This is a genomic window from Pseudomonas sp. SG20052, from assembly GCF_031766055.1.
Lineage (GTDB): Bacteria > Pseudomonadota > Gammaproteobacteria > Pseudomonadales > Pseudomonadaceae > Aquipseudomonas > Aquipseudomonas mandelii.
This window is the reverse complement of record NZ_CP134498.1, coordinates 3,106,334-3,132,234: the sequence shown is the minus strand read 5'-3', so window position 1 is coordinate 3,132,234 and position 25,901 is coordinate 3,106,334. Positions and strand designations below refer to the sequence as shown.

Genomic DNA, 25,901 nt, shown 5'->3' with positions numbered 1-25,901 from the left:
GAGGGCGTCTTGATGGTGTATCGACACGCTGTGATTCTGGCGGCCCTCCTCCTCATTTGCGCAACCGCGGTTGCGGCGCCGGACGCCCAGCGTCAGGCGCAACTCGAACACCTGCTGACCCAGGACTGCGGTGCCTGCCATGGGCTGCACCTGACTGGCGGGCTAGGCCCCGAACTGACGCGCGCAGCGCTGGCCGGCAAATCCAGGGACAGCCTGATTGCCACCGTCACCCAAGGCCGGCCCGGCACCGCGATGCCCGGTTGGGCCCCGTTGCTCAGCCCCGGCGACATCCGTTGGCTGGTCGATCTACTTCTCCAGGGATATCCCGCACCATGATCCGTTCAATCCTGCTGTCAGCGGCGACCGGGCTGTTGTTGTCCGCTTGCGTTCAGCCACCATTGCGTGGCACCGGCGACTTGGGCCTGGTCGTGGAGCGCGCCACCGCAAGCGTACAAATCATCGAAAGCGACACCCACACCGCACTGGCCCGACTCGAGGGTTTGGGCGATCTGTCCCATGCCTCGGTGGTGTTCTCCCGTGACCAGCGCTACGCCTATGTGTTCGGGCGCGACGGCGGGTTGAGCAAAATCGACTTGCTGACCTGGCGTATCGACCATCGCGTCATCCAGGGCGGCAACAGCATTGGTGGCGCCATCAGTCAGGACGGCAAGCTGATCGCCGTGTCCAACTACGTGCCCGGCGGGGTCAAGGTCTTTGATGCCGACACCCTGCAACTGGTGGCCGATATTCCGGCCACGCCCCTGGCCGATGGCAGCAAGCGCTCCCGGGTGGTCGGCCTGGTCGACGCGCCGGGGCAACGTTTTGTCTTCAGCCTGTTCGATACCGGCGAGATCTGGACCGCCGATTTCAGTCAGGGCAGCACACCACAAATCAGCCGTTTCACCGGCATTGGTGAGCAACCCTACGATGCCTTGATCACCCCGGACGGACGCTATTACATGGCCGGCCTGTTCGGTGAAGACGGCATGGCGCAACTCGACCTCTGGCATCCAGAACGCGGCGTGCAGCGAGTACTCGGCGATTACGGACGCGGTCAGGCGAAACTCCCGGTCTACAAGATGCCGCACCTGGAAGGCTGGGCCGTCGCCGATAACCAGGCCTTCGTGCCCGCCGTCGGCCGGCATCAAGTGTTGGTGATGGATTCACGCACCTGGCAGCAGACCGCCGTGATTCCGGTGGCCGGCCAACCGGTGTTCGTCACATCGCGCCCGGACGGTCGGCAGCTGTGGGTCAATTTCGCCTACCCGGACAACGATCGGGTTCAGGTCATCGACACCGAAACCCACGCCGTGGTCGCCGATCTGCGCCCCGGGCCAGCGGTGCTGCACATGGAATTCACCGCTCGCGGCGACCAATTGTGGCTGTCATTACGCGACGGTGATCAGGTCCAGGTCTGGGATCCGTACCGCCTGAAGCTGCTGAGCACCCTGCCCGCCAGGGCACCGAGCGGCATCTTCTTCAGCAGTCGCGCGCAGAAAATGGGGTATTGAAATGGACCTTGAACGACTCAGCCGCCAACTCATCGACCGCTTTCAGCACGGCATGCCGCTGTGTCCGTCACCGTACAAGGAGATGGCCAGGATTCTCGGTTGCCGCGAATCCCAGGTGATGGCCTGCCTGGAAGAAATGGATCAGGCCGGCACCCTCTCACGCATCGGCCCGGTGTTCGAACACAGCCGCGCCGGGGCCAGCACCCTCGCCGCCCTCGCCGTGCCCGCTGACCGCCTGCAACAGGTGGCCGATCGCGTCAGTCAGTACCCGGAGGTCAATCACAACTACGCACGGGAGCATTTCTACAACCTGTGGTTTGTGCTGACCGGCCCTGATCGCCAACACATCGACCGCGTGCTCAAGGAACTGGAGGACGACACCGGCCTCATGCCGCTGGACCTGCCGATGTTGACCGCCTACCGCATCGACCTGGGCTTTGCCCTGGGAGAAAACTCATGACACCAGGATTGAACCCCAAACAAGCATTGGCGCTGCGCCGGCACCTCGAAGGCGGGTTGCCGCTGGTGTCGCGCCCGTATCAGGCTCTCGCCGAACGGCTCAACGCTGACGAAAACCAGGTACTCGAACAGATGCGCCAATGGAGCGAGCAAGGGCTGTTTCGCCGTATCGGCCTGGTGCTGCACCATCGCGCACTGGGTTTTACCGCCAACGCCATGCTGGTGCTGGATATTCCCGATGCGCTGATTGACGAAGTCGGCCAGCGCCTGGGGCGAGCGCCCGGCATCAACCTCTGCTATCAACGGCCCCGGCGCCTGCCGCAGTGGCGGTACAACCTGTTTTGCATGGTGCACGGGCGTCAACGTGAGCAGGTTGAGGCGCAGATCCAGGCGTTGTTGGAGGAGCATCTACTGAGCGACCTGCCCCATCAATTACTGTTCAGCACCCAGGTCTTCAAACAGTGCGGCGGCCGTTTTGCGCCCTCGCGCACCGGAGTACCGACCCATGGATGACCTGGACCGCCGACTGATCAACCGTTTGCAATTGGGCTTGCCGCTGGTGCGCCACCCCTGGCGGGTATTGGCGGCCGAACTGCAGAGCAGCAGCACTGAACTGCTCGACCGATTGCACACCCTGCTCGCTGATGGCGTGCTCACACGCTTCGGCCCGATGTTCGACATTGAACGGCTGGGCGGCGCCTTCACCCTCGCCGCGTTGGCGGTGCCGGAAGAACGTTTCGATGACGTCGCCGAACAGCTCAATGGCCTGCCGGAAGTGGCGCACAACTACCGACGCGAACACGCCTGGAACATGTGGTTCGTGCTTGGCTGCGCGACCGAAGAAGGCATCGCCGAGACGCTGCAGCGCATCGAAACCCTGACCGGCCTGCCCCTGCTCAACCTGCCTAAGGAGGAGACTTACCATGTCGGTCTGTATTTCCCGGTCTGAAGACACCCTCGCCCAGCGTCTGATTGCGTTGACCCAGGCCGGTCTGCCGTTGCTGGATGACCCGTGGGCGTGGCTCGCCGAACAACTGGAATTAAGCATCGAATCCACCCTGGACCTACTTAAGCGCTTGCAGGCCGAGGGCGCGATTCGGCGCATTGCCGCCGTACCCAATCACTACCGACTGGGCTATCGCCACAACGGCATGACGGTCTGGGATGTGCGCGACACCGACATAACGCGCCTCGGCGCGCTGATCGGCGCGCAGCCTTTCGTGAGCCACTGCTATCGCCGCCCGCGCCGAACCGGATGGCGCTACAACCTGTTCGCCATGGTGCATGGCCGCAGCCGCGATGAGATCAACAGCTACCACGAGCACCTGCGCTATTTGTTGGGCGAGGCCTGTGTTGGCGACGAGATGCTGGTGAGCAGCCGCATCCTGAAGAAAACCGGCTTGCGATTACCTGTCGCTTCGCACTGAACACGCCCTGACTCAAGGAGAGTTGCATGTTGAGGATCAGCCAATACTTGCGTGCGCTGGCAGGCCAGGCGCCTGCACCCAGAACCAGTCCACCGGGCAGTAACCGGGCGCCGGTGGTGATCTGGAACCTGCTCAGGCGCTGCAACCTGACCTGCAAACATTGCTACGCCACCTCGGCCGACAGTGTCTTTCGCGACGAACTGGATACGGCCGCCGCGCTGACCGTGATCGACGATTTGCACGATGCCGGGGTGAAGGTGTTGATACTTTCCGGTGGCGAACCGCTGTTGCGCGAGGATCTGTTTGTGCTCAGCGCCTACGCCCGGGCCAAAGGTTTCTATGTGGCCTTGTCCACCAACGGCACGCTGATCGATGAGCAGAACATTGCGCAGATCAGCGCAGCGAGTTTCGATTACGTCGGCATCAGCATCGATGGACTGGAAGCCACCCATGACGCTTTCCGCCAACTCAAGGGCAGCTTCGCCCGCTCCATGCAGGCGATCCGGCTCTGTCGCGAACAAGGCATTCGCGTCGGGCTGCGCACTACCCTGACCCAGGAAAACCATCCGCAGTTACCCCAATTACTGGCGCTGATGCGCGAGTACGACGTGCAGAAGTTTTATCTGTCGCACCTCAACTACAGCGGTCGCGGTAAACGCAGTCGCAAACTCGACGCGCACCAGCAGATGAGCCGCGAGGCCATGACGTTGATCTTTGAGCGAGCCTGGGAAGACATCCAACAGGGGCGCGACAGCGATTTTGTCAGCGGTAACAACGATGCCGATGCCATTCTGCTGCTGCAATGGGCAGCCCTTCGTATTCCCGAGCATTACCCACGCCTGGAAAACATGCTCCGCGCCTGGGGTGGCAACGCCTCCGGCAGCGGCATTGCCAATATCGACAACACCGGCGAAGTGCACCCGGACACCTACTGGTGGCAGCACTCGGTGGGCAATGTCCGCCGCACGCCGTTCCGCACGTTGTGGCTGGATCAGCCGGATGCCCTGCTGTTGCGCCTGCGTGAGCATCCCCGCGCTGTCGGTGGTCGTTGCGCGCAATGCCGCTGGTTGCCCATCTGCAACGGCAACACCCGCACGCGTGCCTGGGCCGAGGGAGATCTGTGGGACCAGGACCCCGGCTGCCACCTCAGCGATGACGAAATCGGTGTTACGCCGTCAACGAACATCCCTTGCATCACCCACTGAATAGCCCGTCCGGCCAACCACCTGACAAAGGCTGGGGCCGGCCAACCTGATGAAGCACCAAGGACGTCCCATGCCTCCATCAATTGCTATACCGGCCACACTTGAGTCGACGTTCCGGCCGGGCGAAGTTGCCCTGGTCGGCGCCGGCCCCGGCGATCCACGCCTGCTGACCCTGCGCGCGTGGAGCCTGTTGATGCAGGCCGACGCCGTGGTGTACGACCGGCTGATCAGCCCCGAACTGCTGACCCTGATTCCCCTCGCCTGCGCCCGTCATTACGTCGGCAAGGCCAGCGGTTGCCACAGCCTGCCCCAGGAACAGATCAACGAGCTGCTGGCCGACCTCGCCGATCAAGGGCAACGCGTGGTCCGGCTCAAGGGCGGCGACCCGTTCATTTTCGGTCGCGGTGCCGAGGAGCTGGAGTACCTGCTGCAACGCGGCATTGATTGCCAGGTGGTGCCGGGAATCACCGCCGCTTCCGGCTGCAGCGCCTATGCAGGCATACCGTTGACCCACCGCGACCTGGTCAATTCCTGCCGGTTCATCACCGGCCATTTGCAACGCGATGGCGAATTGTCGTTGCCTTGGAGCAGCCTCGCCGACAGTAGCCAGACGCTGGTGTTTTACATGGGCTTGTCGAACCTGGGGATCATCGCTCAACGCTTGATCGAAGCCGGGCTGTCGGCCGACACACCGGCGGCGCTGATCAGCAACGGCACGCGACCCGACCAGCACGTCGCCCGCGGCAAGCTGCACCAATTGCCGACCCTCGCGCTGGATTGTCCACCGGGTATTCCGACACTGACGGTAATCGGCTCAGTGGTCGATATGTTTGACGCAGAACAGCTGGAATACCCGGCGCGACTCTACCCGACCCAAGCCCTGCTACGTCGCGCCAAGGTGGCGATATGAGGCGCATCGTACTTGCCCACCTGTTAGGGGTCAGTGCGGCCCAGGCCGGCGCAGCAGTGCCGGCACTTGAACACGCGGCGCAACTCTATCAGCAGCATTGCCAGAGCTGTCACGGTATCAACCGTCTCGGCGGCGCAGGGCCGGCGTTGTTGCCTGAGAGCCTCAGCCGGATCAAACCTGATGAAATCCGCAGCGTGATTCAAAACGGTCGCCCCGCGAGCCAGATGACCGGCTATGCCAACGTGTTCAGCCCCGCGCAGGTCGACGCGCTGGTGGATTACCTTCAGCAACCGCCCGCCACCCCGCCCACCTGGAGCAATGACGACATACTCGGCAGTTACTCGATGCTCGCGGACCTGAGCAAACTGCCCTCCACGCCCCAGCACGGCGCCGACCCGATGAACCTGTTTGTGGTGGTAGAAGCTGGCGACCATCACATCGACATCGTCGACGGTGACCGATTTGAGGTGCTCGCGCGGTTCGCTTCGCACTTCGCCGTGCACGGCGGACCGAAGTTCTCGCCCGACGGGCGCTTCGTCTACTTCGCTTCCCGTGACGGCTGGATCAGTCTGTATGACTTGCACAACCTGAAGCTGATCGCCGAGGTCCGCGCCGGCCTTAACACCCGCAACCTGGCGGTGAGCAAGGATGGACGCTGGGTGCTGGTGGGCAACTATTTGCCCGGCAACCTGGTGGTGCTCGATGCCCGCGATCTGTCGCTGGTCAAAACCATCCCGACCATCGGTCAGAACGGTACCGCGTCACGGGTCAGCGCGGTTTACTCCGCCCCGCCGCGCGACAGTTTCATCGTCGCACTCAAGGACGTGAAGGAAGTCTGGGAGCTGTCCTGGGCGGGCACACCGGATTTCGAACCCCGGCGGATTCCTGCCGGGGATTTTCTCGATGATTTTTCCTTTTCGCCGGACTACAAACAGCTGCTGGCCACGTCGCGCAAGGCCCAGGGCGGCCAGGTCATCGACCTCGACAGCGGCAAGGTGGTCACCGACATACCGCTGCCGGGCATGCCGCATTTGGGGTCGGGGACCTATTGGAAACGCAACGGTGAATGGGTGTTCGCCACGCCGAATATCAGCAAGGGACTGATCTCGGTCATCGACTTCAAGACCTGGAAACTGATCAAGGAAATCCCGACCCTGGGGCCGGGCTTCTTCATGCGCAGTCATGTCAACTCGCGGTACGCCTGGACTGACGTGTTCTTCGGGCCCGACAACGATGCGATCCACCTGATCGACAAACAGACCCTGGAAATCGCCCACACACTGCGCCCGGTACCCGGCAAAACCGCCGCTCATGTTGAGTTCACTCGCGACGGCCGCTACTTGCTGCTGAGCATCTGGGCCACCGATGGCGCGCTGATCGTCTACGACAGCAACACCTTGCAGGAGATCAAACGCATTCCGATGAACAAGCCTTCGGGCAAGTACAACGTGGGGAACAAGATTGAGTTTGCCGAGGGGACTTCGCACTAGGCCTTGGGGGTATATCCGTTTCTTTGGTAACGGCGGCTATTGGTTTCGCTTTTACAGCGAGTCACTTTGGAAAAGCGCCAAGTAACCAAAACGCTTTTACCCCTTTCGTTCGGAGGCTCGCCATACACTCGCTCCGGTCCTGCTCCGTGGGCCTCTCGAGGGGGCGACTACCGCAAAAACACTGCGAGGCGGCCTACCGGCCGGCCTGTATCTTCAAGCGTACGCATTCCCCTGTGGGAGCGAGCCTGCTCGCGATGAGGCCCTGTCAGTCGACATCAATGTTGAATGTAAGTCCGCCTTCGCGAGCAGGCTCGCTCCCACAGTTGGATTTTTGGCGGGCATGACATGGAGGTCCACCGCCGATGCCCCTGACAGACATCAGGTCGGCTATCAGGCCGCCTCGCTTTGGCTTTTGATCTGGCTTTTGAACTTGATCTTGATCTGCCCCGTCGGAAGGCCGAGCGCAGGTTCTGCGCAGTGGGCACCGCGGCAAGGATGCCGCGGTAGCCGCCCCCGGCCATGGATGGCCGATGGCGGCGGGCCCACGGAGCAGGACCGGAGCGAGGGCATGCCGAGCCTAGGCGAGGCACCGTACGTCAGGGGCGAAAGCGTTTGGTTACTTGGCGCTTTTCCAAGTGACCCGCTGTAAAAGCGGAATCAATAGTAGCCGTTACCGCAGAAACGGATATGTACCCCGAACGGACTTCAGCCCAAGGTGTAACCGTTATCAACCTTCCAGTCCTGGCCGTAAACACCCCGACCCCCCTGCGACAGCTGAAAAACAATCACATTGGCCACCGCCGCCGCATCAAGAAAATGCCCCGGCAACAGACGTTTACCAAGCGTGTCGGCAACATCGTCAAGCTCCCCATCGCTCAACCCCAAGTGATCCCACATCGAGGTAGCCGTCGGTCCCGGCGAGACCAGATTAATGCGCACATCAAAGCTCGCAAACTCCACCGCCAACGTCCGCGCCTGAGCCGCGAGCGCCGCCTTGCTGGCAATGCAAGCGGCCAACCCGGGAAAGCTCGATCCGGTCAGGAAGCTCCCGACAAACACCACCGAAGCCGGGCTCGCCAATTCACCGCGTAACGCCGCCAGGGTGTTCAACGCCCCGGCGCCGTTGACCGCCCACTGACGCTGGAAGGCCTGCATATCCAGGCTGTCGGCCATCTCGGCGACACCCGCGTTAGGCACCAAATAGTCCACGGGGCCCATCGCCGCAGCGCGCTCGGCCAGTTCGCTCAGGTCTTGCTGACTTGTGACGTCCCCGGCAAACCACTGCAACCGCTCGCCGTAGATCTGCTGCAAGGCCGGCAATTCACCGAGGGTCCGTGACATCGCCAGCACCTTGACCCCGCGCGGTAACAGCGCGGCGCACAGCGCCAGGCCGATCCCGGAGCTGGCACCTGTGACCACCGCCAAACGATCTTGAAACTCGGTTTTCATCATTTTCTCCTGGGCATCACGGATGCCAGCACTGAGGACGTAGCGAGCCCTATCTTTGAGCAGGAGACAAAAAAACGACTTGACGGCGATCAGGCTTTTAAAACGACGTTAGTGTTGTTGCAGCAGCGCCGGAGTGATCTCGCTGAAGCGCAGCAAGCGACCGCCCTGTTCAGCGGCAAGCTTTTCAGCGGCCTCGCGACTTGAGAACGACGCCAGCACCACGCCCATGGCGCCTTTGAGTTGGGTACCGACCACGTAGAAGGCGTCTTTGGCATCGATCAGGTGGGCGTCATTCGGCGCGTTCCACGGGCTGCGGCCCATGTCGTGGACATACAGTTTGGCATCGCCATGATGGTTTTCCGGCTGCAACCACCAGCCGATCATTTCCGCCGTGGAACAGAACTTCTTGATCCCCGCCCGCTCGACCACTTCGCCCTTGGGCCCGGGGAATCCGTCGATAATCATCCCGCAGACATGGCATTCATCACTGGGATGAAAGGCTGCGGCGGCGTCGCTGTAAGTGGCTTGCACTGGGTTGTCACAGGCCGTCAGCAGGAGGCACATCATCAGGCCCGCCACCGCGCGCATCGTCGTCAGATAAAACGCATTCATCGTCAACTACTCCAAAACCATCAAAGTGAAAATTCATGTCGCTCGGCGACGAAACAACAACCAGGCCGAACCCAATGGCACCGCCACCCACAGCGACAGGCATAGCCAGAGCATCGAGCCCGGCATCGGCAAATCGCTGCCAAGCGTCAGCACACCCGTGTTGCCGGCACCGGGTTCAAAACCGGAAAGGTTGATCAGGCGATAGATGTCAGCGGGGTTGAGCAGCAGCAACCAGGGCAGCACTTTCGGGTTGAACTGCCCTTCGCTGAGCACCAACAGCGCCAGCAGGGCCAGATCGAACACCAGCACGAAGAAGAACCACACGCCCAGCGCCAGCCCGGCCGCCGTGGATTTCTCGGCCGAAGCACTGCTCAGCACATAGGCCAACCCCAGAAACCCCCAACCCAACAACGTCGACGACGCCATGAACCGGCCAAACGCCCAAAGCAGCAGGCTCAGTTCGACGTTGTCCACCAGCACCGCGATGGCCAGCATGGCGCAGCCGAAACCGATCAGCGTCGCCAGCGCCAGGATCAACCCGTGGCCGACAAACTTGCCGAGCAGAATCTGCCCGCGACCCAAGGGGTACGTCAGCAACAGCAGCAACGTGCCGCTCTCGTCCTCGCCGACGATGGCGTCATAGGCCAACAGCAACGCAATCAACGGCATCAAAAACGTCGCCAGACTGGCGAGGCTGGCGATGGTGGCCGGCACCGAGGTGAAACCCAACTGCCCGGAGGCCGCGGCGCCCAGCCAGGCGATGCCGATGGCCAGCACCGCGAACAACACACTGATTGCCAACAACCAGCGATTGCGCAAACCGTCACTGAATTCCTTGCGGGCCATGTTCCAGACAGCGTTCATACGGCCTCCCCGATTGGCGCCGCACCGGCCCGGCTCATGTAGTAGCGGTAAATATCTTCCAGCGACGGTTGATGGATTTCCACGTCGGCCGGCTCGTCTTCATTGAGCAGCTGGCGCAACAGCCCGAGCTTGCTGCCATTGAGTGCGGCCACTTCAAGACCTTCGACGCCCCAGCGCTCGGTGAGGTGCCCGGCGTTGTTCCAGCGTTGCTGCAAGGGCCCGGCGTGCTTGAGGCCGTTGGCGCGAATCAGCGTCGGCAACCCGGCTTCCTCGCGCAAACTGCGTAGACTCCCCAGTGCCAGCAGACGTCCCTGGGTCAGAATCGCGGCGCGGTTGATGTGCGCCTCGACACCGGGCAAGACGTGGGAACACAGAATGATGCTGGTGCCTTGGCTGCGCAGGCGATCGAGCAACCGATACAAGTCCTGAGTGGCGATGGGGTCGAGGCCGACTGTTGGTTCGTCGAGCAGCAACAAACGCGGCTCGCCGAGTAGCGCCTGCGCCAGCCCCAACCGTTGACGCATGCCCTTGGAGTAGGTCTTGACCCGCCGATGCGCCGCACCGGCCAGGCCGACTTCCTCCAGCAGTGCGTCCACTTGGGCGGACGCGGCGCCTTTGAGTCGCGCGAAATGGCGCAAGGTTTCAACACCGCTCAGCTGCGGGTAAAACGTCACGTTCTCCGGCAGATAACCGAGCAGGCGTCGTACGTGGGGATCGCAGGGCAAGCGACCGAACACCCGGACCTGCCCTTCGCTGGGCTGGAGCAGGCCCAGCACCAGTTTCATGCTGGTGGTCTTGCCCGCGCCGTTATGACCGAACAAACCCAGCACTTCACCTTCCGCCAGGCTGAGGTTGAGCTGATGCAACACGGTGGCATGCCCATAGCGCTGGCTGACGCCTTCGATGTCGATGACGTTCATGAGTTGGGCTCCTGGGTCAGGGGTTGAGTGGATGATTTCATCAGCGGATGGCTGTCCAGCACCCCCGGCGATTTCATCACCGGAAAGGCCCGTTGCACCCAGCGCAGCAACTCGATGCCGGGGCTGTTCATCAACAGTCGTACCTGCGGGTACAGCCAGAGCAGGCGGTCGACGTTGTCATTGGGTTCGTAGGCGATATCGCCGAGGCCGTCGTTGTTGCGGTCCCAGCCCAGGTAATCGCTCCAGTAGTTACCACGGCCATCCACCGACCATTCCTGCAAGCGGGTGGCGACGTACTTGACCTGCCGCTGGTTGCCGACAAACGCGTTGTCGGCGATGCGGTTGTCTTCCGAGCCGGCGGTGAGATGGATGCCCACGGCGCTGTGCTCGAAGTGGTTGTGTTCGATGCTGTTGAACAGCGAGTTGTAGATGAACAGCGCCTTGCCCTCGGCGCCGCTGATCATGCTGTCGCCGGTCGAGCCGTCGCGCACGTCAGTGACGAAGTTGTCACGCAAGGTTGAATAGGTGATGTAGTTCATCAGGATCCCGTAGTTCTGGTCCTGTTCGGAGCGATTGCCGATCACCGTGAGCTTGCGGCTTTGCATCAAGGCGTAGCCGGTGCGGGTGCGGCGGGTGGTGTTGCCGATCAGTTGGTTATCGTTGGCGAACATGTAATGCACCCCGTAGCGCAGGTCTTCAAGGGTATTGCCCTGCAGCAGGTTGCCGTTGGAGGTGTCGATGTAGATGCCATCGCGGGTGTCGCGCACCTGGTTGCCAATGACCTTGGCGCCATGCACGGCATACAGGTGAATGCCGTTGCCGCGATCTTGCGAACGCATCGCCGGATCACCCTGAATGCGGTTGTCGATCAGGCTCACATCCTGAGTGCCGTCGACCCAGATACCGAAGCCCTTACCCTGCAGGCGATTGCCTTTAATCACCGCACCATGGGCCTTGGGCTGGATAAACACCGCCGCATTCATGGCGGTGAGGTCGTGTCCCCAGTTTAGAAAGGTGCAGCCTTCGATGGCGACATCCGGCGCGCTGATGATCACACCGTTGCCCTGCCCCTCCCCCTGAAATACCGCGCCGGGCTCGCAGAGAATCTGCATCGGTTGATCGACACTGAACGAGCCCCGGTATTCCCCCACCGGCAGGTGCCAGCGTTGATTGGCGTCCACCCGCAGCGGCAACGAGGTGATGGGTTGCACCGCCAGCGCGCTGCCGGACATCAGCAGGAGCGCAAATGCAATGACCGTCACCGGGTTTCCCTTGCTATCAGTCATTGCTTCGCTCCTGTCGATGGGCAACGGTCAGGCCTTCTCGACCTTCATGCGGCCGACCATTTCCATGTGCAGCGCATGGCAGAACCAGCTGCAGTAGTACCAGTGCAGGCCGGCCTTGTCGGCGATGAAGGTGATCGACGAGGTCTGCTGCGGGCTGATTTCCATGCTCACGCCATGGTTGGTCATCACGAAGCCGTGGGTCACGTCTTCAATCTGGTCGATGTTGGTGATGGTCACCGTGACCTCGTTGCCTTGTTTGACGGTGAACTCCGGCAAACCGTAGGCCGGGGCCATCGAGGTCATGTAGACGCGGACTTTGTTGCCGTCGCGGATGACCTTGTTGTCGGTCTCCAGCTTGATCCCGTCTTTGGCGGCGATCGCCACCGTCTCGGCAAAAAACGGGTCGTTGCGGTCCCAGATCTTCTTGGTCTTGATCTGGTCGCGGCGGGCCATGACGCAGTCGTGGGGTTCGGCGAAGGCCGGGCCGTCATGCACCAGTTTCATTTCCTCGCCGGAGATATCGATCAGTTGATCGTTTTCCGGGTGCAGCGGGCCCGTCGGCAGGAAGCGATCCTTGGAAAACTTGCTGAGCACCATCAGCCATTGGCCGTCGGCCTCACTGGTTTCGGTCAGCGACGCATGGTTGTGACCTGGCTGGTATTGCACGTCGAGTTTCTGCTTGATGTAGTTGACCTTCTCGCCGGTGTACGCGCGAATGGCCTCCTCCACGTTCCACTTAACCACCTGGCTGTCGATAAACAGCGTGGTATACGCATTGCCGCGGCCGTCGAAAGTGGTGTGCAGCGGGCCCAGACCGAGCTCGGGTTCACCGACCACCACGTCGCGCGGGTCCTTGAATTTGTCGTCGAACAGATCGTCAAGCTTGGCGATGGCAATGATGGTGCAGGTCGGCGAAAGCTTGCCGTTGGCAATGAAGTATTTGCCATCAGGCGAGGTATTGAGGCCGTGGGGGTTCTTCGGCGTCGGGATGTAACGGGTGAATGCGCTGTCCTTGCCATCGGTTTTACGACCGTCGACCACCGGCACTTTCGAGCCGTCCAGGGTGATGAACTTGCCAGCCTTGATCGCCGCTTCGATGCGCGGGATGTTGAACACCACCACCCAGTCGCGCTCGTTGCGCATCATGCCGCCCAGGTCGTAGGCCTTCTCCGAGTTGTAGCAGGTGGACGCCGCGTATTTGCCGGTGTAGTCGGCGTCGGTGTTGTCCAGGTTGCCATCGACAATGACCTGGAAGGCCATCTCCATTTTCTCGGCGTCGATGGCGTTAAACATCGTGTAGCTGTTCTTGTCCTGCAGGTCGAAGGTGCTGCCGTCATTGGGGTGTGGAATCACGAATTCGGCATTGGCGAACACGTATTTTGTGTGCGGCACTTTTTGCAGGCGCAGCCCGTGAACGGCCTGCACATTGGGCACGGTGAGCATCTTGTCGCACTTCATGATGTCCAGACGGATTCGCGCAACACGGCTGTTGGCCTTGTCATTGATGAACAGGTATTTGCCGTCGTACTTGCCGTCAGTCATGGACAAATGCGGGTGGTGGCAGTCGCCATTCTGGAAATGCGCGCTGTCGCCCATGATCCGTTTGCTTTCGTTGGTCAGGCCCCAGCCAGTGGCGGAGTCGACGTTGAACACCGGTACACGCAACAGCTCGCGCATCGACGGAATGCCCATGATCCGCACTTCCCCCTGATGACCGCCACTCCAGAAACCGTAGTACTGGTCCAGTTCGCCCGGCCCGACGTGGGTTTTGAGTTGCGCGTCCTTGGCCGCAGCCGCCCAGGTCTCACGGGTAAACACCGCGCCACCGATGGCCGTGGCACCGGCCAGTACCGCGCCGGTTACCGCACTGGTGCCCAGGAAACCGCGACGACTGAGGCCGGTCGATTCCGGCACTTCAGTGGTTTTCTTGGATTCTGTGTCGTTCATCAGGTGTGTTCCTTGAAGGGATAAAAACGGTCGCAGCGCACAGGCGCTCGCGGGGTTCATTCCAGAGCGCTCACTTCCACGACAGGTATCAGTTGCACAGCGATGGGTGCCGGTTTGCCGCGCTTCTTGCGCTTGTTGATCAGCGGCGGACACTTGTTGTCGTTCTGGTAAGTCATCTGGCAATCGAGGCAGTAGTGGCACTCGTTGGCATTGATTCGGCCATCGGGATGAATCGCCTGGATCTCGCACTCCTTGGCGCACAGCTGGCAGGGTGTGCCACAGTCCTTGCGGCGTTTGAGCCAGTCGAACAGGCGAAATTTGCTCGGAATCGCCAGCGCGGCTCCCAACGGGCAGATGTAGCGGCAATAGACTTTGCGGGTGAAGAGGTTGATGACCAGCAGTGCCACCGCGTAGAGGACGAACCACCATTGGCGGTCGAACTTGAGGGTGACAGCGGTCTTGAACGGTTCCACCTCGGCGAACAATTCGGCGGTGGACATCGACTCAAGGGAGAGGCCGAACAGCAGCAGCAAAATGATGTATTTGATGGCCCACAGCCGTTCATGCACCGCGAAAGGCAATTCGTATTGGGGGATTCTCAGCTTGCGCGCGGCTTCGTTGATCAGCTCCTGCAAGGCACCGAACGGGCACAACCAGCCGCAGAATACGCCCCGCCCCCACAGCAGAATGCTCGCAGCGGTGAAGACCCAGAGCATGAAGATCAGCGGGTCGGTGAGAAACAGCTCCCAGCGAAAGTGATCGAACAGCGCATGGGCGAAGGTCAGCACATTGACCACCGACAGCTGCCCCAGCGCATACCAGCCGAGAAACACCACGGTAAAGACCAGGTAACCTCGGCGCAGCCAGTGCAGAAAACGTGGCCGACGTGTGAAGGAGTCCTGCAGGAACAGGATCGCCATCAGCAGAAGTAATGCGCTGCCGAGCACGGTGATCTGAAAGGATTTCTGGTACCAGATGGTCAACCACATCGGCCGACCGGCTTCCTCGAGGGCGGCCAATTCTTCGGCGCTGGGCAGTGGCCGCTCAAGGTATGGCTCGGGCAGTTGATAAGGCAGTTCGAAGCTGCTGAACGTGCCACTGAGCGGCCCGGTTTGACGACGCACCAGCAATTCCAGGGACCAGGGCGATCCCGGGTCGAACCGGGCCGGCTCGCGCACAATGAAAATCGACATTTCAGTGAATTCCGGCATGCCCTTGGCAAAGACGTCGGAGAGCCGCTGATGGTCCATGTCGCGAAAACTGATGACGTTGCCGAACTGGCGCAATTGCACCCGATCGAAAATCCCGCCGCGCACATACCCCGAGCCTTTATAGGAAAAAAGCCCACGACCCAGCACCACAATGGCCTGCTCGCCGGGCTTGAGGTCCTGCATAAGTAAGCGATATTGATTGTCGCCCAGCAGCGCACGGCCGATGGTCGGCGGATTCAGGTCGGCGGTGTAGAGCTCGATAAAGGTCTCATCCACCTGATCGGCGGCGGCGTTTTCCACGCCTTCGGCGTCGGTGCCCTTGAAGGCGGCGTCGACCTGACCACGGGTCAGGTTCAAGCGGCGGATGGCGCCGTTGCCGGTGAGTTGCTCCCAGGTGGCGGGTTCGAAAAAGTCCTGGCGCACGGTGGCAGGCATGCGTGCCACACCGCCCGTGTCCTCGATCAGCTTGAGCGATACGGCCACGTCGTGGGCGGCGCGCATGATGACCTCGTTGACCACCATCGCCGTGACGGTAGCCCCGGCAATCGCATCGACGGTGACGGCCTTCGGGTCGCTGGAATGGCCGACGACCACCCGCTGGCTGACCTTGATGCCCTTGTACCTGGCGCTGAAGCCGTGAAGTTTTGCCTCAGGAATGCCGATCAGCAGAATGGGCTCATGGTGCTCCAGCACATAGGCATCCTGAATCGCACCAGCAGTGTCGAGGATCACCTGGGTATTGATCGGCTTGCCCGAGTAGGCAGGAATGTCCACCACGTCCAGACTCTGGAACACATAGCCGAGCACTTTGCCGGCGGCGGACAGCGTGCGCACCTTGAACCGGCCTTCGGGGGCGGAAACGGAATCGGTCTGAGGGAAAGTTTTCTCGATGCGCTGCTGCTCGATATCGCCGTATTGCTTGGCTTGCACCGCCTCAAAGGTGGCGAGCATCAGCATTAGCATGACCACCAGCCCGACGCCCCAGGCGCGCAGGTTGCCGTGTACCGAAGGCGGATGGATTGTCATGGGCTCGCTGATTTCAAAAGGGCTTTCGGTCATGTTAGGGAGCGTTGCGCCCCCTGCCCTTGATTGAAATCAACTTGAGAAATTAGCCCATGAGGACAGGCGCCAATGACTCAAACCGTGCGTGAAAACAGGCCTTTTTGCTCACTACCCAGATAGGCGTCAAACGCCATCGCGGCACTGCGCATCATCAAGTGCCCCTGTGGTAACAGCACCAGTTCGTCGCAGTGGATCTGCAGCAGTCCGTCGCGAACATATTCCTCCAGTTGGGCCAAGGCATCGGCAAAGTACTCGGTGAAGAGAATGTCATGACGCATTTCATAGCGGTTAAACGTAATACGGCCATGGCACATCAGGTCGCTGATCACTTCACGGCGCAGCAAGTCGTCTGCGCTCAAGCGGTAGCCGCGATGCACCGGTAGCAGGCCTTGGTCCAGACGCGCGTAGTACTGAGACAGCTCCTTGACGCTCTGGCTGTAGCTGTCGCCGACCTTGCCGATCGAGGACACGCCGAGGCCGATCAAGTCGCAGTCGGCGTGGGTGGAGTAGCCCTGAAAGTTACGCTGCAGGGTGCCATTGGCCCGGGCCAGCGACAGCTCGTCGTCCGGCAAGGCGAAATGATCCATGCCGATATAGACGTAACCGGCCGCGGTCAGACGGCGGATGGTCAGTTCAAGCAATTCCAGCTTGCGCTCCGGCGGCGGCATGTCGGCGGGACGAATCAACCGTTGTGCGCGAACCATTTCCGGCAGATGCGCGTAGCTGTAGGCGGCAATCCGGTCCGGACGCAGCGCGATGATCTTGCCGAGGGTGACGTCGAAACTCTGCACGGTTTGCAACGGCAGGCCATAGATCAGATCGACGCTGATCGACTTGAATTGCGCCTCGCGTGCCGCAGCAACCAGCGCATAAATCTGCTCTTCACTTTGCTGGCGATTGACCGCGGCCTGCACGTCGGGGTCGAAATCCTGAACACCGAAGCTCAGGCGATTGAAGCCCAACTGGCGCAGCGACTGGATCTGCTCGGTGCTGATGGTGCGCGGGTCGACTTCGATGGAAAATTCATGGTCATCGCTGTCATCCATGTTGAACGCCTGGTGCAGGCAATCCATCAGGTCCGCGAGCTGTTCACTGGTTAAATAAGTAGGCGTGCCGCCGCCCAGGTGCAATTGCGTGAGTTTACGGGTGCTGTCGAACAAGGCCGCCTGCATCGCAATCTCAAGCTTGAGGTACCGAAGGTACTCGACGGCGCGATGGGTTTTCTGGGTAATGATTTTGTTGCAGGCGCAGTAGTAACAAAGACTTTTGCAAAACGGAATGTGGATATACACCGACAGCGGTTTCGACGCGCTCGCCTGGTTGCTCTCGCGGGCGGCACGCTGGTAGTCGTCAACGGCAAAGGCCTGATGGAACTGTGGCGCGGTTGGATAAGAAGTGTAGCGCGGCCCCGGGCGGTCATACTTTTCGACCAGGGCGCGATTGAAATCAAAGGAAGGCTTCATGATCAATCAACTCGCAAATGGGTTAACACCTCGCACCGCCCACATCCTTTTCAAACAGGTTGCAGATGGCATCCACTTCCGGCCGACCGGCAGGGAGAATGCTGATGAAGCGGTCCGACAACTCAATCAACCCCTCACGACTCAATTGCTCCAGCAACGGCCAGACCGACGAGAAATACCTGGAAAAAACCAGCCCATAACGTCTTTCGATGGCGCGTATATCCAGTTCCAGATCACACGCCAGTCGCTCCATGACCATTTGCCTGATTTGCTCCCCCGCCTCGAAGCGCCAGCCTCGACACGTCGGCAATTGCCGCATGTCCAGTTGCTGCTGATAGCGTTCAATCTCGTCGGTGTTTTGCGTGTACAAATCGTCGATCTGGCTAATGGCACCCAAACCGAATCCAACATGATCGCAATAGCCGTGACGGGAGAAACCCTCACAGGTGCGGCGCAACCGGCCTCGCTCCTGGGCGACGGCCAAATCATCATCGGGCCGGACAAACTGCCCCATACCGATGTAGTGATAACCCGCGCAAAGCAGTTGATCAAAGCAGATTTGGCGCATCGTGCCTTTATCGACCTGGCTGCACGGCGCTCTGACTTTGTCACCGGGCACCGGACGATAGCGCCGTGGTGGCCGGGCATAATCGAACACCATCAGCCGGTCTGGCTCCAGCTTGATAATGCTCGCCAGCTTCAACGCAAAACTGTCTGGCGTCTGCCAGGCATGGCCAAAACCCAGATCGACGTTAATGGATCGAAAACCAAAGGTCCGCGCCGCGTCCATGAGCGACTGGATCGGCGCCGGGTTCTGGTAACAGGCCACCGACCTTTCACAGTCGCTGTCGAAATCCGGAACGCCGATACTGACATGGTTGAAACCGTGGTCGCGCAGCACGCCCATGGTCGCCCAATCGGTTTGATAGAGGTCCACCTCGACGCTGTAGTCGCCGCAATCATGTAAGAGAAAGTTGAAACGGCTACGCAGGTGACTCATCAGCCGCCCTATGTGAGCAGTGGTGAGTGTTCCGCCGCCCAGATGAAACTGTTCCACCCGTTGCTGCGCATCCAGGTGGCAACCGACGAGGTCGATCTCCTGCTCCAGATGCTGGAGGTACTGCTCAATAACCTGGTGCTCGTCGGCGCTGTCACGAGGGGAACAAAAGGAAAGCTTGAGACTGGAGGGTAGCTGCACGTTCAGGGACAGCGGATGTCGCTTCTGGCGGCTGACGCGCAACGCGCGAAGCAGATCCAGTGATCCGATACCCTCATGGAATTTTTGTGTGTCGGCATGACAGTTGGGGTCGAGCACGCCCTGATCGCACCGGGCGACCAGCTCGCCGGGGTTGTAAAAGAAATCGAGCATGAAGGTCTCCGACACTGGCTGCGGATCATCAGTGTCGGGGTTCAACGATCAATACGCCTTGATTTGCATCAAGCACAAGCAAAGTCTTGGAAGAACAGACTACCCGTCAAAGCCGATCACCAGGTCAGATAAAACATTCCCTTGGCCAGCAGCACGATAACGATCATGTGACAAAACAGGCTGCCGTGGATGAACTGCAGGTACCGCGGACTCATTCGGCCACGCTTGAACAAAAACATGGCCACCAGGAAGTGCAGCAGTACGCTCACGGCCACCGCGACTTTCAAGGCAAGCAATGTGCCTAACGATGAAGCCAATGGTGAGGCAAGGACCGGCAGGTAGCGCAGCCAGACCATGCCGAGCCCCGCACCGAACAATACCAGCAGCACCCACGGCATCAGCGAGCGCGCTCGCCGGCCGATGCCTTCCTCCACCAGCAACATGACCCTGGTGGGTAGCTGTTTGCGGATACTTTCAAGGAACAGCACTTCGAAGAACACCGTGCCGATAAAGATCAGGGCGGCAAACAGATGCAACGTCAGAATCAGCGGATAGATCATGGAGGTGTCGCCTTGAGTCAAGGCAACCCGTTACGCACGGGTATGTCGATCTCTGGAGACTACAGAGCCGTCCGCTCCATGTGGTTGACATCGATCAAGAAAGCACAAAACCCACACTCACCGCACTCCATCAGTATCGAACGTGCAGGAGCGACCGTTCTTATCGTTGGTCGAGAGAAAAAACTGAAACCTGGGTCACCACTGAGTCAGTTGGCAAGGCAATACTTGTTTCAATGGACGTACCGAGTGGCCCTGCCTTGATTTAAATCAGACGAATCGACAACGAACGAACTCATCCTGCGTTATCGCTTCTCCAGTCTCGACGATGTCAGGGCGCAGTTGGGTTTGAAGTCGGGCGACCCGGTCAAACCCGAGCATGTGGACTAACCTGATGTTTTGATTTCGGCTGCGCCTCGTCCTGGCAATGACACCATTGCCTTTACATCAACCTGGATAAGCAGGTCTGCGATGTATCAGAACTTAGCTCTGCTTGCCGCCTTCCTCCTGACCTACAGCATATTTGCGGGGCGCTTCGAATCTCGCCTGCTCAACGGTCCACTCATGTTCATGCTTGCCGGCCTGATTCTTGGCCCTGCGTTCCTGGGAATTCTGCAACCCCGGATTGACAAGGATGGTCTCAGGATTCTGGCAGAGCTGACATTGGCCATTGTTCTCTTTAGCGATGCGGCCAATGCTGACCTCAAGGTTTTAAGGGCGCACGAAGGGTTGCCGTTGCGTTTATTGATGATAGGTCTGCCACTGACCATGCTCAGTGGCTGGCTGGTCGGTATCTGGCTGTTCCCGCAAGTACCGCCATTGGAACTGGCCATACTGGCGACCCTTCTGGCGCCCACCGACGCTGCGCTGGGGAAGGCGGTGGTGAGTAATCCCAAGGTGCCCGCCCCCGTGCGTGAAGGACTGAACGTAGAAAGCGGGCTGAATGACGGGATCTGTGTTCCAGTGCTGCTGATGTTCCTTGCACTGCTGGTCGAAGAGCAGACGCAGTCGCCGCTTTCACTCGCGGTAGAGTTGGTTATCGAGGAGCTGGGCATCGGTGCAATCAGTGGTGTGGCGCTTACGCTCATTGCCTGGCTGTTGCAGCGTTACGCCGCAAAACACCATTGGCAAGCCCCCATGTGGTCGCAACTGACACTGCCGGGGCTCGCCATTTTGTGCTTTGCCACCGCGCAAACATTGGGCGGTAGCGGTTTTATCGGCGCGTTCGTCGGTGGGTTGCTCGCCAGTTTTTTGTTTACCGAACAAAAGCATCATCTGCTCGAAGCCAGTGAAGAATTCGCCAGCCTGCTGTCGGTCATCACGTGGGTCGTATTCGGCGCAATTGTGATCCCTTGGGCCTGGAACAATCTCACCCTGAACATCTGCCTGTATGCAGTGCTTAGTCTGACCGTGATTCGCATAGTGCCCGTGCTGATCAGCCTGACAGGAACCGGCTTTGATTTCGAAACCCGCCTGTTCATCGGCTGGTTCGGCCCACGCGGCCTGGCCAGCATCGTCTTCGCCGTCATGATATTGGACTACCCTCTAGAAACCAGTCGCACCTTGGTATCTGTCGCTGCCTGTACCGTTTTACTCAGCGTGCTGCTGCACGGCTTGAGCGCCAATCCATGGGTCTCGCGGCTGGCCGGTCGTATTCATTGATTATTGTCAGAAATGCCACGGTCTGCGGGTGTTAGCGTTTTACGAAAGCGTGGCTAAGCGTTTAGGGAGCGTGAGAATGGGCGCAAACATGATTGTTGTCAGGCAGCTCGTCGGCTTGCCTGTTGCCATTATGGTCGGGGTCTTGAGCCTGGTCGGTTGCGGCAAAGAGCCCGTGACCCTGGCTCGCCAAGCCCCCGATGTGACGGTCATGACGGTCACCGCCCGCGACACCCCGGTAACATTCGAATTCGTTGCCCAGACACAAAGTTCCCGCGAGGTTGAGATCCGCGCCCGGGTTGCCGGCTTCCTGGAGAAGCGGCTGTACACCGAAGGCGATTTGGTAAAAACCGGGCAAACGCTGTTCCAGATGGACCGTAAACCTTTTGAAGCGTCATTGCTGTCGGCTCAGGGCCAATTGGCTCAACAACAGGCACGCTGGGAAGTCGCCAAGGCTACGCTGGCCCGTGTCCGTCCCTTGGCGGCGCAGAATGCGGTCAGCAAGATGGATCTGGACAATGCTGTCGGTGATGAGCGTCAGACACGGGCTGCCGTGCTTGCCGCCGAGGGCACGGTTCGAACCGAACAGTTGAACCTCAGTTACACCACCATAGCCTCGCCCCTCACCGGCCTTTCAAGTTTTGCCAAAAAGCAGGAAGGCAGTTACGTCACGCCGGGTGAATCCGGGCTGCTGACCACCGTTTCACAGATGGACCCTATCTACGTCAACTTCAGTCTTTCGGAAAACGAGACGCTCAAGTTCCGCGACGAGATTGCGTCTGGACACCTTATATTTCCCCTGCGCAGTGAGTTCGTCGTAGAGGTCGTGCTGGCCGACGGCACCGTTGTCCCTGAGCGTGGCCGCCTGAATTTTGCAGCGCCTTCTTATAGCCAGGATACCGGGACCTTTCTGGTCCGGGCGGTGGTTGCCAACCCGACAGGCCTACTCAGACCCGGACAGTTCGTGCGGGTGCGGGCCATCGGGGCTTCCAGGCCGAACGCCATTACGGTGCCGCAGAAGGCCGTTCTGGAGGGAGCCAAAAGCCGTTTCGTCTGGGTGATCAATGCACAGGGCAAGCCCGAGCAACGGGTGGTCGAAGTGGGTGACTGGCATGGCAATGACTGGTTTATCACCCAAGGATTGCAAGCCGGTGAACGCATCGTGGTCGATGGTGCGATCAGAGTGACCCCCGGAGGGCCGCTGAATATCATCGCCCCCCCTCCCCCGGCAACCGAGACGACGGCAAAACCGACAGCCACCGCGTCGGTGCAAGACAGTGGGCGTCGCCCATGAGCATCTCTCACTATTGCATTGATCGCCCCATTTTTGCTTCCGTTATCTCGATCATCATCACCTTGGCCGGTGCAGTGGCGATGGTCAGTTTGCCGGTCGCCCAGTACCCGGATATCACACCGCCACAGATTACGGTGTCAGCCACCTACCCGGGCGCGGATGCCCAGGTCGTGGCCAATAATGTGGCAGCGCCAATCGAGCAGCAGGTCAACGGCGCCGACAACATGATCTACATGAACTCGTCGAGCTCAGCGACCGGCAACATGACCCTCAATGTGTTCTTCGAGATTGGCACCGACCCTTCCCTTGCCCAGGTAGACGTGCAGAACCGGGTCAACCTGGCCCTGCCTCAACTGCCCTCCGCGGTTCAGAGCCAGGGTATTCAGGTGCAGAAGAAATCATCGGCCTTCATGATGGTCCTCGCCGTGTACTCCGCAGGTGATCGTTTTGACAGCACCTATGTGGCCAACTACGCCAACCTCTACATTCTGGATGCGATCAAGCGTATTCCAGGCGCCAACCAGGCCAGTATTTTCGGCACACCCGACTACGCCATGCGGATCTGGCTCAAGCCCGACCGGATGGCCCAGTTGGGCATCACTGCGGCAGATGTGCAAAAAGCCGTGTCCAATCAGAACCAGCAATTTGCTGTCGGTCGCGTTGGCCAGTCGCCCACCGGCCAGGCGGTAGAGCAGTCGTTTGCCGTGACCACCAAGGGACGTCTGACCGAGCCGGTAGAGTTCGAGAACATCATTCTGCGCGCCAGCAACGAAGGGGCGGCAATCGTTCGTCTCAAGGACATCGGCCGTGCCGAACTCGGACAAAAAGACTACTCGCTGCGCAGCACCTATCAGGGCCGTCCGGCAACGCTGATTGCGGTGTATCAACAACCGGGCGCCAACGCCCTCGACGTGTCTGCAGCGGTTACCAAAACCTTGGCAGACATGAAGACGACCTTCCCCGAGGGCATCGAATACAAGATCGTAATGGACACCACCGCGTTTACCCGCGCCTCGATTTCCGAGGTGATATACACCTTTTTCGAAGCGCTGGTGTTGGTGGTCATCGTGGTGTTCATCTTTCTGCAGAGCCTGCGTGCCACTCTGATCCCGGTGCTTGCGGTGCCGGTGTCGATCGTCGGCACCTTCATCGGGATGTCGGCATTGGGCTTTTCAGTGAACATGCTGACGCTGTTCGGGATGGTGTTGGCCATCGGTATCGTGGTCGACGACGCCATCGTGGTGATCGAGAACGTCGAACGCAACATGCATGTCCACAAGATGACGCCCAAGGACGCCGCGAAAAAAGCCATGGATGAAGTGGCAGGCCCGGTGGTGGCCATCGTGCTGGTGCTGTGCGCGGTGTTCATCCCGGTGGCCTTCATGGGCGGGATCACAGGTCAGCTCTACAAACAGTTCGCGATCACCATCGCCATCTCTGTGGTGATATCCGGTCTGGTGGCGTTGACACTTTCGCCTGCCTTGGCGGCCCTGCTGCTCAAACCCCAACATGGCGAAAAAAATGCTTTTTTCCGCTGGTTCGAGCACAGCTTCGAACGCATGACCGAGGGCTACTCGCGCTCGGTCGCCTTCATGATCAAGCGCTTCGTGCTGGCGTTGTTACTGTTCGCCGGCATGATCGCGTTGATTCTGCTCATGGCGCAGCGCATTCCCAGCGCCTTTTTGCCGCCGGAAGATCAGGGGTATCTGCTGGGGGCCGTGATCATGCCCGATGCCGCCAGTCTCGATCGCACCGGCGAGGTGGGCAAAGTAGCCAGTGACTTCTTCATGAACGATGAGGCCGTCGAGGGCGTTGCCATCGTTAATGGTTACAGCCTGCTCGACGGCCAGAACAAGAACAATGCCGGCGCCTTTTTTGTCGGGTTCAAGGATTTCGAGGAGCGCTACAAGGACTCGGACACAATCAAGGAACAAAGCGCCCCCGCCGTCATCCAGAAAGCAGTCCATGCTTTTGCCAACGTTCAAGGCGGGATCATTCTGCCGGTGAATCCGCCGTCCATTCCCGGCCTTGGCACCACCGGCGGCATGGAGGTATGGATTCAGAGCAAGGGGGACGCCGGCGTCAATCAACTGGCAGAAATGGTCGGCACGTTTGTCGCCAAAGCCAGGCAGCGCCCCGAACTCGGCGCCATCACCTCCACCTTCAACGTGTTTTCCCGGCAATTGCTGGTCGACGTAGACCGGGAAAAGGCAGAGTCGCTGGGTGTGCCGGTGGAAGAAGTCTATAGCACCATGCAGACCATGTTCGGCTCGCTCTATGTGTCGCAATTCAACAAATTCAGCCGGCTGTGGCAGGTGATCCTGCAGGCAGAACCAAGCTATCGCCTCAAGGCCGAGGACCTGCAACAGATCTACGTGCGCAACAAAAACCAGGAGATGGTGCCGCTCAAAGCCGTGCTGACCACCCGCTACGTCACCGGTCCCGACCTGCTGACCCGTTTCAATAACTTCCCCGCAGTCAAACTCACCGCCAACGCAGCCCCCGGTTACAGCTCCGGCCAGGCACTCAAGGCGCTGGAAGAAATAAGCGCTGAAATCATGACCAACGACTACGCCCTGGCCTTGAGTGGTGAAGCCTTCGAGGAGAAAAAAAGCGGCGGTGCCTCGTCCCGGGTGTTCATCTTCGGCCTGATCATGGTGTTCCTGATCCTGGCGGCTCAATACGAGAAATGGTCACTGCCTGTCGGGGTGCTGCTGGCGGTGCCCTTTGCATTGTTCGGTGCGCTGCTGGCTGTGCTGATCCGAGGGTTGAGCAATGACGTTTACTTCCAGATCGGCTTGACCATGCTGGTGGCCCTGGCCGCCAAGAACGCCATCCTGATTTTCGAGTTTGCGGTGCTGAACCGCGAAAGCGGCATGTCTGCCTACGATGCCGCCATGACCGCCGCGAAGGAGCGCTTGCGCCCGATTGTGATGACATCCCTGGCATTTATTCTTGGCTGCGTCCCGCTGGCCATTGCCGTCGGTGCATCCGAAAACAGTCGCCACTCCATCGGCACCGGGGTCATTGGCGGGATGCTGGCGGCGACAGTCATCGCAATCTTCTTTATCCCGCTGTTTTACTACCTGGTCGAACGGTTGACCGAGAAAAAAGGCACGGTCAAGCAGACCACTCAACCACCGCCGTCTACGTCGACCGGGGAGATTCCCGGCGGCGCTGCGCAACACCGACATGAGGGGGATTGA

At 60.1% G+C, this 25,901-nt stretch carries 22 protein-coding genes; 12 read left to right on the top strand and 10 right to left on the bottom strand.

Annotated features, from left to right (window positions below; translation table 11 throughout):
• The first annotated feature begins 12 nt into the window (after nt 1-12).
• From RHP74_RS14240 to RHP74_RS14200, 9 genes are all read left to right on the top strand, one after another.
• A complete protein-coding gene (locus RHP74_RS14240; protein WP_017338897.1) occupies nt 13-336 on the top strand; it encodes a cytochrome c in 324 nt (107 codons plus the stop codon).
• The gene (locus RHP74_RS14235) at nt 333-1,511 is read left to right on the top strand and encodes a cytochrome D1 domain-containing protein (RefSeq protein ID WP_169857764.1); all 1,179 of its coding nucleotides are present in this window, start codon (nt 333-335) and stop codon (nt 1,509-1,511) included. Before RHP74_RS14240 ends, RHP74_RS14235 begins: the two co-directional genes overlap by 4 nt.
• A 1-nt stretch (nt 1,512) precedes the next feature.
• On the top strand, nt 1,513-1,971 hold the full coding sequence (locus RHP74_RS14230; RefSeq protein WP_010460166.1) for an Lrp/AsnC family transcriptional regulator: 459 nt from the start codon (nt 1,513-1,515) through the stop codon (nt 1,969-1,971).
• Nucleotides 1,968-2,483, top strand: coding sequence for an Lrp/AsnC family transcriptional regulator (locus RHP74_RS14225; RefSeq protein WP_010460165.1), 516 nt, complete (start codon nt 1,968-1,970; stop codon nt 2,481-2,483). Before RHP74_RS14230 ends, RHP74_RS14225 begins: the two co-directional genes overlap by 4 nt.
• Nucleotides 2,476-2,919, top strand: a complete 444-nt coding sequence (locus RHP74_RS14220; RefSeq protein WP_010460162.1) for an Lrp/AsnC family transcriptional regulator — start codon at nt 2,476-2,478, stop codon at nt 2,917-2,919. The genes RHP74_RS14225 and RHP74_RS14220 overlap by 8 nt, the downstream gene beginning before the upstream one ends.
• Nucleotides 2,894-3,397: a nitrite reductase gene (locus RHP74_RS14215; protein WP_311100062.1), complete on the top strand. Its 504-nt coding sequence runs from the start codon at nt 2,894-2,896 to the stop codon at nt 3,395-3,397. The genes RHP74_RS14220 and RHP74_RS14215 overlap by 26 nt, the downstream gene beginning before the upstream one ends.
• A 26-nt stretch (nt 3,398-3,423) precedes the next feature.
• Nucleotides 3,424-4,602: a heme d1 biosynthesis radical SAM protein NirJ gene (nirJ, locus tag RHP74_RS14210; RefSeq protein ID WP_311100060.1), complete on the top strand. Its 1,179-nt coding sequence runs from the start codon at nt 3,424-3,426 to the stop codon at nt 4,600-4,602.
• Between the two features lie 70 nt (nt 4,603-4,672).
• Complete coding sequence (cobA, locus tag RHP74_RS14205) at nt 4,673-5,512, top strand: uroporphyrinogen-III C-methyltransferase (protein WP_311100059.1); 840 nt, start codon at nt 4,673-4,675, stop codon at nt 5,510-5,512.
• Complete coding sequence (locus tag RHP74_RS14200) at nt 5,509-7,002, top strand: cytochrome D1 domain-containing protein (protein ID WP_311100057.1); 1,494 nt, start codon at nt 5,509-5,511, stop codon at nt 7,000-7,002. Before cobA ends, RHP74_RS14200 begins: the two co-directional genes overlap by 4 nt.
• A 705-nt stretch (nt 7,003-7,707) precedes the next feature.
• Here the strand turns inward: RHP74_RS14200 and RHP74_RS14195 are convergent.
• The 10 genes from RHP74_RS14195 to RHP74_RS14150 form a co-directional block, all read right to left on the bottom strand.
• On the bottom strand, nt 7,708-8,451 hold the full coding sequence (locus RHP74_RS14195) for an SDR family oxidoreductase (RefSeq protein WP_311100055.1): 744 nt from the start codon (nt 8,449-8,451) through the stop codon (nt 7,708-7,710).
• Between the two features lie 108 nt (nt 8,452-8,559).
• Nucleotides 8,560-9,063, bottom strand: coding sequence for a nitrous oxide reductase accessory protein NosL (locus RHP74_RS14190; RefSeq protein WP_311100053.1), 504 nt, complete (start codon nt 9,061-9,063; stop codon nt 8,560-8,562).
• A gap of 33 nt (nt 9,064-9,096) precedes the next feature.
• A complete protein-coding gene (locus RHP74_RS14185; protein WP_010460145.1) occupies nt 9,097-9,927 on the bottom strand; it encodes an ABC transporter permease in 831 nt (276 codons plus the stop codon).
• Complete coding sequence (locus RHP74_RS14180) at nt 9,924-10,847, bottom strand: ABC transporter ATP-binding protein (RefSeq protein ID WP_010460143.1); 924 nt, start codon at nt 10,845-10,847, stop codon at nt 9,924-9,926. Before RHP74_RS14180 ends, RHP74_RS14185 begins: the two co-directional genes overlap by 4 nt.
• Complete coding sequence (locus tag RHP74_RS14175) at nt 10,844-12,133, bottom strand: nitrous oxide reductase family maturation protein NosD (protein ID WP_077748417.1); 1,290 nt, start codon at nt 12,131-12,133, stop codon at nt 10,844-10,846. The genes RHP74_RS14180 and RHP74_RS14175 overlap by 4 nt, the downstream gene beginning before the upstream one ends.
• A 27-nt stretch (nt 12,134-12,160) precedes the next feature.
• Nucleotides 12,161-14,083, bottom strand: a complete 1,923-nt coding sequence (nosZ, locus tag RHP74_RS14170; RefSeq protein ID WP_370654475.1) for a TAT-dependent nitrous-oxide reductase — start codon at nt 14,081-14,083, stop codon at nt 12,161-12,163.
• Between the two features lie 53 nt (nt 14,084-14,136).
• Nucleotides 14,137-16,317 carry a transcriptional regulator NosR gene (gene nosR / locus RHP74_RS14165; RefSeq protein WP_311100049.1) on the bottom strand — a complete coding sequence of 727 codons (2,181 nt, stop codon included), beginning with the start codon at nt 16,315-16,317 and terminating at the stop codon, nt 14,137-14,139.
• 110 nt (nt 16,318-16,427) lie between these two features.
• Nucleotides 16,428-17,816, bottom strand: a complete 1,389-nt coding sequence (gene hemN, locus RHP74_RS14160) for an oxygen-independent coproporphyrinogen III oxidase (protein WP_311100047.1) — start codon at nt 17,814-17,816, stop codon at nt 16,428-16,430.
• Nucleotides 17,817-17,838: 22 nt separating this feature from the next.
• Complete coding sequence (locus RHP74_RS14155) at nt 17,839-19,185, bottom strand: coproporphyrinogen III oxidase (RefSeq protein WP_311100045.1); 1,347 nt, start codon at nt 19,183-19,185, stop codon at nt 17,839-17,841.
• Between the two features lie 116 nt (nt 19,186-19,301).
• On the bottom strand, nt 19,302-19,745 hold the full coding sequence (locus RHP74_RS14150) for a CopD family copper resistance protein (RefSeq protein WP_077748412.1): 444 nt from the start codon (nt 19,743-19,745) through the stop codon (nt 19,302-19,304).
• A gap of 468 nt (nt 19,746-20,213) precedes the next feature.
• On the opposite strand from RHP74_RS14150, the gene RHP74_RS14145 reads away from it, so the two are divergent.
• The 3 genes from RHP74_RS14145 to RHP74_RS14135 all read left to right on the top strand — a co-directional run bounded on the left by RHP74_RS14145 (nt 20,214) and on the right by RHP74_RS14135 (nt 25,901).
• Nucleotides 20,214-21,404 carry a sodium:proton antiporter gene (locus tag RHP74_RS14145; RefSeq protein WP_010460127.1) on the top strand — a complete coding sequence of 397 codons (1,191 nt, stop codon included), beginning with the start codon at nt 20,214-20,216 and terminating at the stop codon, nt 21,402-21,404.
• Nucleotides 21,405-21,612: 208 nt separating this feature from the next.
• Nucleotides 21,613-22,695 carry an efflux RND transporter periplasmic adaptor subunit gene (locus RHP74_RS14140; protein ID WP_371857840.1) on the top strand — a complete coding sequence of 361 codons (1,083 nt, stop codon included), beginning with the start codon at nt 21,613-21,615 and terminating at the stop codon, nt 22,693-22,695.
• A complete protein-coding gene (locus RHP74_RS14135; RefSeq protein ID WP_169857770.1) occupies nt 22,692-25,901 on the top strand; it encodes an efflux RND transporter permease subunit in 3,210 nt (1,069 codons plus the stop codon). The genes RHP74_RS14140 and RHP74_RS14135 overlap by 4 nt, the downstream gene beginning before the upstream one ends.

Excerpts from the sequence above, each read along its gene's own strand:
- RHP74_RS14240 (WP_017338897.1), top strand. The coding sequence starts at position 13 with ATGGTGTATCGACACGCTGTGATTCTGGCGGCCCTCCTCCTCATTTGC.
- hemN (WP_311100047.1), bottom strand. The coding sequence starts at position 17,816 with ATGAAGCCTTCCTTTGATTTCAATCGCGCCCTGGTCGAAAAGTATGAC.
- RHP74_RS14145 (WP_010460127.1), top strand. The coding sequence starts at position 20,214 with ATGTATCAGAACTTAGCTCTGCTTGCCGCCTTCCTCCTGACCTACAGC.
- RHP74_RS14230 (WP_010460166.1), top strand. The coding sequence starts at position 1,513 with ATGGACCTTGAACGACTCAGCCGCCAACTCATCGACCGCTTTCAGCAC.
- RHP74_RS14220 (WP_010460162.1), top strand. The coding sequence starts at position 2,476 with ATGGATGACCTGGACCGCCGACTGATCAACCGTTTGCAATTGGGCTTG.
- nosR (WP_311100049.1), bottom strand. The coding sequence starts at position 16,317 with ATGACAATCCATCCGCCTTCGGTACACGGCAACCTGCGCGCCTGGGGC.
- nirJ (WP_311100060.1), top strand. The coding sequence starts at position 3,424 with ATGTTGAGGATCAGCCAATACTTGCGTGCGCTGGCAGGCCAGGCGCCT.
- RHP74_RS14200 (WP_311100057.1), top strand. The coding sequence starts at position 5,509 with ATGAGGCGCATCGTACTTGCCCACCTGTTAGGGGTCAGTGCGGCCCAG.
- RHP74_RS14155 (WP_311100045.1), bottom strand. The coding sequence starts at position 19,185 with ATGCTCGATTTCTTTTACAACCCCGGCGAGCTGGTCGCCCGGTGCGAT.
- RHP74_RS14215 (WP_311100062.1), top strand. The coding sequence starts at position 2,894 with ATGTCGGTCTGTATTTCCCGGTCTGAAGACACCCTCGCCCAGCGTCTG.
- RHP74_RS14180 (WP_010460143.1), bottom strand. The coding sequence starts at position 10,847 with ATGAACGTCATCGACATCGAAGGCGTCAGCCAGCGCTATGGGCATGCC.
- cobA (WP_311100059.1), top strand. The coding sequence starts at position 4,673 with ATGCCTCCATCAATTGCTATACCGGCCACACTTGAGTCGACGTTCCGG.
- RHP74_RS14135 (WP_169857770.1), top strand. The coding sequence starts at position 22,692 with ATGAGCATCTCTCACTATTGCATTGATCGCCCCATTTTTGCTTCCGTT.
- RHP74_RS14235 (WP_169857764.1), top strand. The coding sequence starts at position 333 with ATGATCCGTTCAATCCTGCTGTCAGCGGCGACCGGGCTGTTGTTGTCC.
- RHP74_RS14190 (WP_311100053.1), bottom strand. The coding sequence starts at position 9,063 with ATGAATGCGTTTTATCTGACGACGATGCGCGCGGTGGCGGGCCTGATG.
- RHP74_RS14195 (WP_311100055.1), bottom strand. The coding sequence starts at position 8,451 with ATGAAAACCGAGTTTCAAGATCGTTTGGCGGTGGTCACAGGTGCCAGC.
- RHP74_RS14185 (WP_010460145.1), bottom strand. The coding sequence starts at position 9,927 with ATGAACGCTGTCTGGAACATGGCCCGCAAGGAATTCAGTGACGGTTTG.
- RHP74_RS14150 (WP_077748412.1), bottom strand. The coding sequence starts at position 19,745 with ATGATCTATCCGCTGATTCTGACGTTGCATCTGTTTGCCGCCCTGATC.
- RHP74_RS14175 (WP_077748417.1), bottom strand. The coding sequence starts at position 12,133 with ATGACTGATAGCAAGGGAAACCCGGTGACGGTCATTGCATTTGCGCTC.
- RHP74_RS14225 (WP_010460165.1), top strand. The coding sequence starts at position 1,968 with ATGACACCAGGATTGAACCCCAAACAAGCATTGGCGCTGCGCCGGCAC.
- RHP74_RS14140 (WP_371857840.1), top strand. The coding sequence starts at position 21,613 with ATGACGGTCACCGCCCGCGACACCCCGGTAACATTCGAATTCGTTGCC.